Genomic DNA, 12,608 nt, shown 5'->3' with positions numbered 1-12,608 from the left:
CAATAAATTGGCTTATGTAAACTAATGTGTACGTATTTTGGATTGAAATGTTTACTTTTTATGGTATCGTGGTCTCACCTCATTGAGGAAAACAACTATCGCAAACGAGCTTTACAGGATCGCCATCATGCAAAAAGACGCGCTGAACAACGTACATATCACTGACGAACAGGTTTTAATTACTCCGGATCAACTGAAAGCGGAATTTCCGCTGAGCGTCGCGCAGGAGGCTCAGATTGAGCACTCGCGTCAGACCATTTCAAATATCATCGCCGGCCGCGATCCGCGCCTGCTGGTGGTGTGTGGTCCTTGCTCCATTCACGATCCTGAAACCGCCATTGAGTACGCTCGTCGATTTAAAGCATTAGCGGAGGAGGTCAGCGATAGCCTCTATCTGGTGATGCGCGTCTATTTTGAGAAGCCACGTACCACCGTCGGCTGGAAAGGGTTGATTAACGATCCGCACATGGATGGCTCGTTTGATGTGGAAGCAGGTCTGAAGATTGCGCGTCGCCTGCTGGTGGAGCTGGTCAGCATGGGGCTGCCTCTGGCAACCGAAGCGCTGGATCCGAACAGCCCGCAATACCTTGGCGATCTGTTCAGCTGGTCCGCGATTGGCGCGCGTACCACGGAATCGCAAACCCACCGCGAGATGGCGTCTGGTCTGTCGATGCCGGTTGGTTTTAAAAACGGTACCGATGGCAGTCTGGCGACGGCGATCAACGCCATGCGCGCTGCCGCCATGCCGCACCGTTTCGTCGGTATCAACCAGGCGGGCCAGGTTTGCCTCCTGCAAACGCAGGGCAACCCGGACGGTCACGTGATCCTGCGTGGCGGGAAAGCCCCGAACTACAGCCCGGCGGACGTGGCGCAGTGTGAAAAAGAGATGGAGCAGGCGGGACTGCGCCCGGCACTGATGGTAGATTGCAGTCATGGTAATTCGAATAAAGATTACCGTCGCCAGCCTGCGGTTGCGGAATCCGTGGTCGCACAGATCAAAGATGGCAATCGTTCGATTATCGGTCTGATGATTGAGAGCAATATTCATGAAGGCAATCAATCATCTGAACAACCGCGCAGCGCCATGAAGCACGGCGTCTCCGTGACGGATGCCTGCATCAGCTGGGAGACCACCGATGCGCTGCTGCGTGAGATCCATAAAGATTTAAACGGCCATCTGGCGACGCGTCTGGCTTAAGAGGGTAGTTATGGTTGCTGAATTGACCGCACTGCGCGATCAAATTGATGAAGTGGATAAGGCGCTGCTGGATCTGCTGGCGCGCCGCATGGCCCTGGTTGCCGAAGTCGGTGAGGTGAAAAGTAAATACGGCCTGCCGATCTACGTCCCGGAGCGCGAGGCCTCCATGCTGGCCTCCCGTCGCAAAGAGGCGCAGGCGCTGGGCGTTTCGCCGGACTTGATTGAGGATGTTCTGCGTCGCGTGATGCGGGAGTCCTATTCCAGTGAAAACGACAAGGGCTTCAAAACCCTTTGTCCGACCCTGCGTCCGGTGGTGATTGTCGGCGGTGCAGGACAGATGGGGCGCCTGTTTGAAAAAATGCTGACCCTTTCTGGTTATCAGGTGCGCATTCTGGAAAAAGAGGACTGGGCCCAGGCGCCGGAACTCATGAAAGATGCCGGAATGGTTATCGTCAGCGTGCCGATCCACGTGACGGAGCAAATCGTCGGGAAGCTGCCTCCTTTACCGAAAGATTGCATCCTGGTGGATCTGGCCTCCGTCAAAAATGGTCCGCTACAGGCTATGCTGGCGGCGCATACGGGGCCGGTGCTGGGTCTGCACCCAATGTTTGGCCCGGACAGCGGCAGCCTGGCTAAGCAGGTGGTGGTTTACTGTGACGGTCGTCAGCCGGAAGCCTATCAGTGGTTCCTGGAGCAGATTCAGGTATGGGGCGCACGGCTGCACCGCATCAGCGCGGTTGAGCACGACCAGAACATGGCGTTCATTCAGGCGCTGCGCCACTTTGCGACGTTTGCCTACGGCCTGCATCTGGCGGAAGAGAACGTGCAGCTTGAACAGTTGCTGGCGCTCTCTTCACCTATCTATCGTCTGGAGCTGGCGATGGTCGGGCGTCTGTTCGCGCAGGATCCGCAACTGTACGCGGATATTATTATGTCCTCGGAAAATAACCTGGCGCTGATCAAGCGCTACTATCAGCGCTTTGGTGAAGCCATTACGCTGCTGGAGCACGGAGACAAACAGGCCTTTATCGACAGCTTCCGCAAGGTCGAGCACTGGTTTGGCGATTACGCGCAGCGTTTCCAGAGCGAGAGCCGGACGCTGTTGCGCCAGGCAAATGACAGTCGCCAGTAATGCGATGATGTATATACTGAAAGCCAGCATTGCTGGCTTTTTTCATTTTGGGGAACTGTCATGGCCGAACCGCAGCTGCTGTTGAATTACACCGGGCATTTGCCTGAATGCCCGACGTGGAGCGCCGACGAGCACGCGCTCTACTGGGCCGATATTCTGGAAGGAGAGATCCACCGCTACCATCTGCCGACGGCGGAACACACCGTGCTTTCTTTCCACGAGGAGGTGGGCTGTTTCGCGCTTCGCGAGCGCGGCGGGTTTATTGTCGCCATGCGCAATGGCATCTGGCTTGCCGATAAGCATGGCCTTCTGCAGCGCAAGGTGTGCGACAACCCCTCTAACCCGCAGCTGGCGCGTTTTAACGATGGGGGTACCGACCATCAGGGCCGGTTCTATGCGGGCACGTTCTGGGGACCCGGAGATTACAACGGCGCCCTGCTGATGCGCATCGACAACGACCTGACGCCGAAGGTGATCCAGTGCGATATTCACGGGCACAACGGCTTAGCGTTTAGCCCGGATAAGCAGTGGATGTTTACCTCAGACACGCCAAACGGTGTGATTTACCGTACTCCGCTTGATGAGCAGGGCGAACCGGGTAAGCGAGAGGTGTTTAGTCAGTTTAAAGAGGGCGAGGGGATACCGGACGGCGCGGCGATGGATGTGGAAGGTTGCTACTGGAGCGCGCTGTTTGACGGCTGGCGCATCGCGCGTTTTTCACCGCAAGGGGAGCAGCTGGAAGAGTATCGCATGCCGGTACGTTGCCCGACGATGGTCTGCTTTGGCGGCGATGATATGAAAACGCTGTTTATTACCACCACGCGGGAAAATATGGATGCGGAGGAGGTGACGAAATATCCGCTCTCCGGCGCCATCTTCACCCTGCCGGTGAGCGTGGCAGGGATGAAGAAAAGCCGCTTTATCGAACGTTAGATCGGATCGACCGGGACGACGTTTTCGCTCGGATAGCAGCCCAGCACTTTCATGGAGCGGGTGATTTCGCCCAGCTCGCGCAGGGCTTTCTGCATGGAAGCAGACTCGAGGTTGGCCTGGATATCGAGGTAGAACATCTCTTCCCATGGGTTACCGTGGATTGGGCGCGATTCCAGCCGGGTCATGATCAGGTTGTGATTACGCAGTACCAGCAGGGCTTCAACCAGCGCACCGGCCTGTTGGCCGGTAGCCATCAGCAGCGTGGTTTTAGCCGGTACCTGGTCAGAGACATTGATTGCCTTGCGGGCCAGCACCACGAAGCGGGTAATGTTTTGCGTCTGGTTTGCCAGGTTGCGTTCCAGCACCTGTAAACCATACAGCGCGCCGCCCGCTTCGCTGCCGAGCGCCGCGACGGTGGGGGAATTCGCCTGGGCGACTTTTTCCATCGCCGCCGAGGTGCTCTCGGTATACTCAATTTTCCAGTTCGGATAGCGGTTCAGGAACTGGCTGCACTGCTGGAACGGCTGCGGGTGGCTGTAGACGGTTTCGATCGTGTTCAGGTCCGTTGAACCGGAGACCAGCACGCAGTGATCGATAGGGATCGTCAACTCGCCGACCAGCGACAGGCTGGTGTGCTGCAGCAAGTCGTAGACATCGTTGATGGCGCCGGAGCTGGTGTTTTCAATCGGCACCACGGCGTAATCCGCCTGGCCGGTCTCGACCTGGTTAAAAATGTCGGCAAACTTCGCGCAGCCGCTTTCAATAAATTCTTCGAAATGGCGAGCGGCATACTGACGTGCGGCCAGGTGAGAATAGGAGCCCTTTGGCCCGAGGAAAGCGATACGCGCAGAGTGCGGATTGGTTTTATTGAGATGCTGCTGCAGTAGCGCTTGCTGGGTCAGAACGGAATCTTCGATGATGAGCTGGAACAACCGGGTGATGTAGTGGGCATCGAGGTGATGCGCTTTGCCGAGCTGAATGAGCCGTTCCAGCAGATCCCGCTCGCGGTCGATATCACGGACCGGACGATGGGAGTCCAGTTTGGCTTTACCCACTTCAACGGCAAGGGCGCGGCGTTCGGCCAGCAGCGCCAGCAGTTTCTCATCCAGCGCGCTGATTTTTACTCGCAGATCCAGTAACGGGTTTTCCGGTGTCATAGTGTTGCCTGTCTCATCTTATCGTTATCAATAAAAAAGGCCCCCCGGTGTGGGAGGCCTTGTTGTTCGTCTTCGCATTCTTTATCACACGACGAAACGCCTCCCGTTCAGGGGAAGGTAAAAAAGAATGCGAAGAAGAACGGCGTAAGTTTCATAAAGTCATCCTGTGAGTGATACCGTTAAAGTACCCGTACTGTTTTCACCCTGTCAATAAAAAACAAAAAACGCGCCCGAAGGCGCGTTGGCGGTACACTCAATTTAAAGGATTACTCTTCTTCAACTTCTTCCGCGAAGCTGGCGTCTTTCACCGACGTTGTGGCGCGACGGGCTTCACCTTTGTGTTGCACTTTATTGAGCTGCCGTTCCAGCTTGTTGATCAAATCGTTAATAGCGGTGTACATATCCTCATGTTTTGCGCTGGCGACCAGATGGCCGTTTGGAGTATTGATAGTTGCGTCAGCGATGAAACCCTGCGGCTCCTTGGACAGGATGATATGTGGATTAATCAAATGTGTTTGCCATTTATCCAGTTTGGCGAGACGGTCTGCGACGTGCTGGCGAATTGCCGGAGTAATTTCCATTTGTTTACTGGTAATGTTCATTGTCATAAATTTTACCTCTTGTCTTTCCGTCTTGGTGATTCCAGCATACCCGACCTAATGTCAAAATGTGTGATTTAGATCACGTTATTTTGTCGGTTTTTGTCAGGGAATCTTTTTTGTGAGGCAGGGCAGGAAGAGGTGAGATTTACCTTGTAGAAGGCATAAATTGGGGCCATAGTTGACAGGATGTGTTGAGGCTAACGCGCTTCAGCGACGCTCAGAAACGAATAAAAAAACGGCAGCCTTCGGGCTGCCGTTTTGCATTGAGGCAAAATCAGGTGTTGCTGCTGTTCGCGGCGATGATTTTCGCCACTTTTTCAGCCTGAGCGGTCATCTGCATCTGACGGTAAGCATTTTCCATCAGCTTCAGGCCGTCGCGCGTTGCCTGAGTATCCGGGTAATCACGCAGCATACCTTCTACGCGGTTAACCACGGCAACCCATGCGCCACGGCGGGTATAATATTCCGCCACAGAGTATTCATATTTCGCCAGACGATCTTTCAGGAACACCAGACGTTTGGTGGCGTCGGTCACGTACTGGCTGTTCGGATAGCCGCGCACCAGCTTGGAGAAGTCATTGAAAGCATCACGCGCATGCTGCGGGTCACGGTCGGAACGATCCACGCCGAAGAAGCCCTGCAGCGCACTGTCGTCCAGCGCCATGTTGGTGAGGCCGCGCATGTACATCACGTAGTCGATGTTAGGATGAGTCGGGTTCAGACGCATGAAACGATCGATGGTTGCCTGAGCCAGCGGCAGATCGGCATTTTTATAGTATGCGTAGATGAGATCTAACTGTACCTGCTGCGAATACGGACCAAATGGATAGCGATTATCCAACGCTTCCAGTTGCGTTATTGCCTGTTTCCAGTTACCGTCCTGCAACTTTTGTTGTGCAGTCGCATAGATTTCATTCGGCGGATTGTCAGGGACCTGTTCATTTGAACCGGAGCAGCCCACCAAAGCCAGGCTCAACGTGGCCGCTGCCACCAGATATTTCATGCGCGTCATGACGTTTTGACTTTCCTCAAATGTTTGTCCGGGAGAAACTCTGTTCCTGCTCCCGATTAAGACCAGCTACAATAGCACACTATATTAAACGGCAAAGCCGTAAAACCCAACGTTAAACGAAGAAGCAGTTTATGGCACAACGAGTAGAACTCACCGCAACAGTCTCCGAAAATCAGCTCGGTCAACGCTTAGATCAGGCTTTGGCCGAATTGTTCCCTGATTATTCGCGTTCACGCATAAAAGAATGGATCCTTGACCAGCGCGTGATGGTAAACGGCAAGATCTGGGACAAACCAAAAGAGAAAGTGTTAGGTGGGGAAGCTGTCGCCATCAATGCTGAAATCGAAGAGGAAATCCGCTTCGAGCCGCAGGATATCCCACTGGACATCGTCTATGAAGATGATGACATTCTGGTGATCAACAAGCCGCGCGACCTGGTTGTTCACCCGGGTGCGGGAAACCCTGACGGTACGGTACTTAACGCACTTCTCCATTATTATCCGCCGATCGCGGATGTTCCGCGCGCGGGCATCGTGCACCGTTTGGATAAAGACACTACCGGTCTGATGGTGGTGGCGAAGACCGTTCCTGCTCAGACACGTCTGGTGGAGTCGCTGCAGCTGCGCGAAATCACCCGTGAGTATGAGGCGGTAGCCATTGGGCATATGACCTCTGGCGGGACGGTAGAAGAGCCTATCAGCCGTCACCCGACCAAGCGAACCCATATGTCGGTGCATCCGATGGGTAAACCGGCGGTGACGCACTATCGCATTATGGAGCATTTCCGTATTCATACGCGTCTGCGTCTGCGTCTGGAGACCGGACGTACTCACCAGATCCGCGTGCATATGGCCCACATTACCCATCCGCTGGTGGGGGATCAGGTCTACGGTGGTCGTCCTCGCCCGCCTAAAGGCGCATCGGATGAGTTCATCAGCGTATTGCGTAAATTCGACCGTCAGGCGCTGCACGCGACCATGTTGCGTCTTTACCATCCTATTACCGGCATTCAGATGGAGTGGCATGCGCCTATCCCGCAGGATATGGTGGACCTTATTGACGCCATGCGTGCCGATTTCGAAGAACATAAGGATCAAGTGGACTGGTTATGACCAAACTGATTGTCCCGGAGTGGCCATTGCCTGCTGGCGTGGCTGCCTGCAGTTCAACCCGTATTGGCGGTGTTAGCCAGGGCGCGTGGGAGTCGTTGAACCTCGGCGCACACTGTGGCGATAACCTGGAACACGTGGAAGAGAACCGCAGGCGTCTGTTTGCTGCGGGGAACCTGCCTTCAAATCCGGTCTGGCTGGAACAGGTTCATGGCAAGGCGGTGCTGAAGTTGACGGGAGAACCCTATGCTTCTAAACGTGCTGATGCCTCTTACAGCAACACTCCGGGAACCGTTTGTGCCGTAATGACCGCCGATTGTCTGCCGGTGCTATTCTGCAACCGCGCAGGCACCGAGGTGGCTGCAGCACACGCGGGCTGGCGTGGACTGTGTGAAGGCGTGCTGGAAGAAACCGTCGCCTGCTTTAAGGATGAGCCCGCCAATATTATGGCCTGGCTTGGCCCGGCCATTGGTCCTCGCGTTTTTGAAGTGGGGCCGGAGGTTCGCGAAGCCTTTATGGATAAAGATCCGCAAGCGGTGGACGCCTTCCTGCCTTCTGGAGATAAATATCTGGCCGATATTTATCAGCTTGCTCGTCAGCGCCTGAACAGCGTCGGCATAACGCAGATCTTCGGCGGCGATCGCTGTACATTCACCGAAAAGAGTGATTTTTTCTCTTATCGCCGCGACAAGACGACGGGGCGTATGGCAAGTTTCATTTGGCTGATATAACCTAAAGAATCAAGACGATCCGGCACGTGCCGTTTTCTTTTCACATAATTCAGGTCATTAACCTTGAATAATTGAGGGATGACCTCATTTAATCTCCAGTAGCAAATTTGACCTGTTATGGGAGGAGTTATGCGTCTGGATCGTCTTACTAATAAATTCCAGCTTGCTCTCGCCGATGCCCAGTCCCTCGCACTGGGGCACGACAACCAATTTATCGAACCTCTTCATTTAATGAGCGCCTTGCTGAATCAGGAAGGGGGATCGGTACGTCCTTTATTAACGTCCGCTGGCATTAATGCTGGCCAGTTACGCACCGCTATCGATCAGGCGCTGAGCCGTTTACCGCAGGTCGAAGGGACCGGCGGCGACGTTCAGCCGTCGCAGGATCTGGTGCGCGTCCTGAACCTTTGCGACAAGCTGGCGCAAAAACGTGGGGACAATTTTATTTCGTCAGAGCTGTTTGTTCTGGCGGCGCTTGAATCACGCGGTACCTTGACCGACCTGCTGAAATCCGCCGGTGCGACCACCGCCAATGTGACTCAGGCGATTGAGAATATGCGCGGAGGTGAAAGCGTGAACGATCAGGGAGCCGAAGACCAACGTCAGGCTTTGAAGAAATTTACGGTCGATCTGACCGAGCGTGCTGAACAGGGCAAACTTGACCCGGTGATCGGCCGTGATGAAGAAATCCGTCGTACCATTCAGGTACTGCAGCGTCGTACCAAGAACAACCCGGTACTGATAGGTGAACCGGGGGTCGGTAAAACCGCCATCGTTGAAGGGCTGGCGCAGCGTATTGTGAACGGTGAAGTGCCAGAAGGGCTGAAAGGCCGCCGCGTACTGGCGCTGGACATGGGCGCGCTGGTGGCCGGTGCGAAATACCGCGGCGAGTTCGAAGAGCGTCTGAAAGGCGTGCTTAATGACCTGGCGAAGCAGGAAGGCAACGTTATCCTGTTTATCGATGAGCTGCACACGATGGTCGGTGCCGGTAAGGCAGACGGCGCGATGGATGCCGGGAACATGCTGAAACCTGCGCTGGCGCGCGGTGAACTTCACTGCGTCGGTGCCACCACGCTGGATGAGTACCGTCAGTACATTGAGAAAGATGCTGCGCTGGAACGTCGTTTCCAGAAAGTGTTTGTTGCCGAGCCAAGCGTTGAAGATACCATCGCGATCCTGCGTGGTCTGAAAGAGCGCTATGAACTGCACCACCATGTGCAGATCACTGACCCGGCCATCGTTGCGGCGGCGACGCTTTCGCATCGTTATATTGCTGACCGTCAGTTGCCGGATAAAGCGATCGACCTGATTGATGAAGCGGCGTCGAGCATTCGTATGCAGATTGACTCGAAGCCGGAAGAGCTGGATCGACTCGACCGACGCATCATTCAGCTCAAGCTGGAACAGCAGGCGCTGAAGAAAGAGTCTGATGAAGCCAGTAAGAAACGCCTCGATATGCTCAATGAAGAACTGGACGATAAAGAGCGCCAGTATTCTGAGCTGGAAGAAGAGTGGAAAGCCGAGAAAGCCTCCCTTTCTGGTACGCAGACTATCAAAGCTGAACTCGAACAGGCAAAAATTGCCATTGAGCAGGCGCGACGCGTGGGCGACCTGGCGCGAATGTCAGAGCTGCAGTACGGCAAAATTCCTGAGCTGGAAAAACAGCTTGAGATCGCGACGCAGTCAGAAGGTAAAACGATGCGTCTGTTGCGTAATAAAGTGACGGATGCCGAGATCGCGGAAGTCCTGGCGCGCTGGACCGGTATTCCCGTGGCGCGCATGCTGGAAGGCGAGCGTGAAAAACTGCTGCGCATGGAGAACGATCTCCACAATCGTGTGATTGGTCAAAATGAAGCGGTTGAAGCGGTATCGAATGCTATTCGTCGTAGCCGTGCAGGGCTGTCCGATCCGAACCGCCCGATTGGTTCGTTCCTGTTCCTGGGGCCGACCGGTGTCGGTAAAACCGAGTTGTGCAAAGCGCTGGCTAACTTTATGTTCGACAGCGACGATGCGATGGTGCGTATCGACATGTCCGAGTTTATGGAGAAACACTCCGTCTCGCGTCTGGTCGGGGCGCCTCCAGGATATGTGGGCTATGAAGAAGGTGGGTACCTGACAGAAGCGGTGCGTCGTCGTCCTTATTCCGTCATCCTGCTGGATGAGGTGGAAAAAGCGCATCCGGATGTGTTCAACATTCTGCTTCAGGTGCTGGATGATGGTCGTCTGACCGACGGGCAGGGGAGAACGGTCGACTTCCGTAATACGGTTGTCATTATGACCTCGAACCTGGGTTCCGATTTGATTCAGGAACGTTTCGGTGAACTGGACTACAGCCATATGAAGGATTTGGTGCTGGGTGTAGTAAGCCATAACTTCCGTCCGGAGTTCATCAACCGTATTGATGAAGTGGTGGTATTCCATCCTCTGGGTGAGAAACACATTGCGTCGATTGCGCAGATCCAGCTGCAGCGTCTGTACAAACGTCTGGAAGAGCGTGGATATGAAATTCACATCTCCGACGATGCGCTGAAGCTGCTGAGTAAGAATGGTTACGATCCGGTGTACGGTGCGCGTCCATTGAAACGCGCTATCCAGCAGCAGATCGAAAACCCGCTGGCGCAACAGATCCTCTCCGGGGAGCTGGTTCCTGGCAAAGTTATCCGTCTGGAAGCCAACGACGATCGCATTGTGGCAGTGCAGTAAGTCACAAAACGCAAAAACGAGCCGCTTGCGGCTCGTTTTTGTTTAAAAACCAGGCGAAAATTGAGGTCTGGAGTCGGTTTTGCCTGGAAAGTGAGCGGTCAGTAAATAAATTTCACTTTATCCTTGCAGGTTCAGAATTACTCCCTATAATGCGCCTCCACTGACACGGAACAACGGCACACACGCCGCCAGGTCAGCAGAGAAAAGCGAAAATAAACGCTTGACTCTGAAGCGGGAAGGCGTAATATGCACACCCCGCGCCGCAGCGAAAACGAAGCGGCACTGCTCTTTAACAATTTATCAGACAATCTGTGTGGGCACTCAAAGTGACATGGATTCTTAATGTCTTCGGACAATAAATGAATACCAAGTCTCTGAGTGAACATACGTAATTCATTACGAAGTTTAATTCACGAGCATCAAACTTAAATTGAAGAGTTTGATCATGGCTCAGATTGAACGCTGGCGGCAGGCCTAACACATGCAAGTCGAGCGGCAGCGGAAAGTAGCTTGCTACTTTGCCGGCGAGCGGCGGACGGGTGAGTAATGTCTGGGAAACTGCCTGATGGAGGGGGATAACTACTGGAAACGGTAGCTAATACCGCATAACGTCGCAAGACCAAAGAGGGGGACCTTCGGGCCTCTTGCCATCAGATGTGCCCAGATGGGATTAGCTAGTAGGTGGGGTAACGGCTCACCTAGGCGACGATCCCTAGCTGGTCTGAGAGGATGACCAGCCACACTGGAACTGAGACACGGTCCAGACTCCTACGGGAGGCAGCAGTGGGGAATATTGCACAATGGGCGCAAGCCTGATGCAGCCATGCCGCGTGTATGAAGAAGGCCTTCGGGTTGTAAAGTACTTTCAGCGGGGAGGAAGGCGGTGAGGTTAATAACCTCATCGATTGACGTTACCCGCAGAAGAAGCACCGGCTAACTCCGTGCCAGCAGCCGCGGTAATACGGAGGGTGCAAGCGTTAATCGGAATTACTGGGCGTAAAGCGCACGCAGGCGGTCTGTCAAGTCGGATGTGAAATCCCCGGGCTCAACCTGGGAACTGCATTCGAAACTGGCAGGCTAGAGTCTTGTAGAGGGGGGTAGAATTCCAGGTGTAGCGGTGAAATGCGTAGAGATCTGGAGGAATACCGGTGGCGAAGGCGGCCCCCTGGACAAAGACTGACGCTCAGGTGCGAAAGCGTGGGGAGCAAACAGGATTAGATACCCTGGTAGTCCACGCCGTAAACGATGTCGACTTGGAGGTTGTGCCCTTGAGGCGTGGCTTCCGGAGCTAACGCGTTAAGTCGACCGCCTGGGGAGTACGGCCGCAAGGTTAAAACTCAAATGAATTGACGGGGGCCCGCACAAGCGGTGGAGCATGTGGTTTAATTCGATGCAACGCGAAGAACCTTACCTACTCTTGACATCCAGAGAACTTTCCAGAGATGGATTGGTGCCTTCGGGAACTCTGAGACAGGTGCTGCATGGCTGTCGTCAGCTCGTGTTGTGAAATGTTGGGTTAAGTCCCGCAACGAGCGCAACCCTTATCCTTTGTTGCCAGCGGTTCGGCCGGGAACTCAAAGGAGACTGCCAGTGATAAACTGGAGGAAGGTGGGGATGACGTCAAGTCATCATGGCCCTTACGAGTAGGGCTACACACGTGCTACAATGGCGCATACAAAGAGAAGCGACCTCGCGAGAGCAAGCGGACCTCATAAAGTGCGTCGTAGTCCGGATTGGAGTCTGCAACTCGACTCCATGAAGTCGGAATCGCTAGTAATCGTAGATCAGAATGCTACGGTGAATACGTTCCCGGGCCTTGTACACACCGCCCGTCACACCATGGGAGTGGGTTGCAAAAGAAGTAGGTAGCTTAACCTTCGGGAGGGCGCTTACCACTTTGTGATTCATGACTGGGGTGAAGTCGTAACAAGGTAACCGTAGGGGAACCTGCGGTTGGATCACCTCCTTACCTTAAAGAACCTGCCTTTGCAGTGCTCACACAGATTGTCTGATGAAAAGTAAATAGCAAGG

The 12,608-nt window shown here is 54.3% G+C and carries 10 protein-coding genes, 1 rRNA gene and 1 other annotated feature; of the genes, 7 read left to right on the top strand and 4 right to left on the bottom strand.

The window, feature by feature from the left end:
* Positions 1 to 127 precede the first annotated feature (127 nt).
* Genes aroF through KGP25_RS18040 form a run of 3 tightly spaced genes read left to right on the top strand, consistent with a single transcriptional unit; the run spans position 128 to position 3,263 of the window.
* Positions 128 to 1,198, top strand: a complete 1,071-nt coding sequence (aroF, locus tag KGP25_RS18050; protein ID WP_045909256.1) for a 3-deoxy-7-phosphoheptulonate synthase AroF — start codon at positions 128 to 130, stop codon at positions 1,196 to 1,198.
* Between the two features lie 10 nt (positions 1,199 to 1,208).
* Positions 1,209 to 2,330, top strand: a complete 1,122-nt coding sequence (gene tyrA / locus KGP25_RS18045) for a bifunctional chorismate mutase/prephenate dehydrogenase (RefSeq protein ID WP_126796488.1) — start codon at positions 1,209 to 1,211, stop codon at positions 2,328 to 2,330.
* 60 nt (positions 2,331 to 2,390) lie between these two features.
* Complete coding sequence (locus KGP25_RS18040) at positions 2,391 to 3,263, top strand: SMP-30/gluconolactonase/LRE family protein (RefSeq protein ID WP_223539405.1); 873 nt, start codon at positions 2,391 to 2,393, stop codon at positions 3,261 to 3,263.
* Here KGP25_RS18040 and pheA read toward each other — a convergent pair.
* The 4 genes from pheA to bamD form a co-directional block, all read right to left on the bottom strand.
* Complete coding sequence (gene pheA, locus KGP25_RS18035; protein ID WP_021242003.1) at positions 3,260 to 4,420, bottom strand: bifunctional chorismate mutase/prephenate dehydratase; 1,161 nt, start codon at positions 4,418 to 4,420, stop codon at positions 3,260 to 3,262. The genes KGP25_RS18040 and pheA overlap by 4 nt on opposite strands.
* Before the next feature lie 30 nt (positions 4,421 to 4,450).
* Positions 4,451 to 4,576, bottom strand: a sequence feature (Phe leader region).
* Positions 4,528 to 4,575: a pheA operon leader peptide PheL gene (pheL, locus tag KGP25_RS18030; protein WP_100249759.1), complete on the bottom strand. Its 48-nt coding sequence runs from the start codon at positions 4,573 to 4,575 to the stop codon at positions 4,528 to 4,530. Its footprint overlaps the feature before it by 48 nt.
* Before the next feature lie 110 nt (positions 4,577 to 4,686).
* Positions 4,687 to 5,028, bottom strand: a complete 342-nt coding sequence (gene raiA, locus KGP25_RS18025; RefSeq protein WP_008502470.1) for a ribosome-associated translation inhibitor RaiA — start codon at positions 5,026 to 5,028, stop codon at positions 4,687 to 4,689.
* Positions 5,029 to 5,296: 268 nt separating this feature from the next.
* Entirely contained in the window at positions 5,297 to 6,034 is a 738-nt protein-coding gene (bamD, locus tag KGP25_RS18020; RefSeq protein WP_023308867.1) for an outer membrane protein assembly factor BamD, read from the bottom strand.
* Between the two features lie 131 nt (positions 6,035 to 6,165).
* Here bamD and rluD point away from each other — a divergent pair, with 131 nt between their 5' ends.
* From rluD to KGP25_RS18000, 4 genes are all read left to right on the top strand, one after another.
* Positions 6,166 to 7,146: a 23S rRNA pseudouridine(1911/1915/1917) synthase RluD gene (gene rluD / locus KGP25_RS18015; RefSeq protein WP_008502468.1), complete on the top strand. Its 981-nt coding sequence runs from the start codon at positions 6,166 to 6,168 to the stop codon at positions 7,144 to 7,146.
* Positions 7,143 to 7,874, top strand: a complete 732-nt coding sequence (yfiH, locus tag KGP25_RS18010; protein ID WP_223539404.1) for a purine nucleoside phosphorylase YfiH — start codon at positions 7,143 to 7,145, stop codon at positions 7,872 to 7,874. Before rluD ends, yfiH begins: the two co-directional genes overlap by 4 nt.
* A 129-nt stretch (positions 7,875 to 8,003) precedes the next feature.
* Positions 8,004 to 10,577, top strand: coding sequence for an ATP-dependent chaperone ClpB (clpB, locus tag KGP25_RS18005; RefSeq protein WP_045909253.1), 2,574 nt, complete (start codon positions 8,004 to 8,006; stop codon positions 10,575 to 10,577).
* Positions 10,578 to 11,004: 427 nt separating this feature from the next.
* A 16S ribosomal RNA gene (locus KGP25_RS18000) occupies positions 11,005 to 12,546 on the top strand.
* Positions 12,547 to 12,608 lie beyond the last annotated feature (62 nt).

Origin of the sequence: Enterobacter sp. JBIWA003, assembly GCF_019968825.1 — a bacterium.
GTDB classification, from domain to species: domain Bacteria; phylum Pseudomonadota; class Gammaproteobacteria; order Enterobacterales; family Enterobacteriaceae; genus Enterobacter; species Enterobacter quasiroggenkampii.
This window is presented reverse-complemented; position numbering and strand designations above follow the sequence as displayed.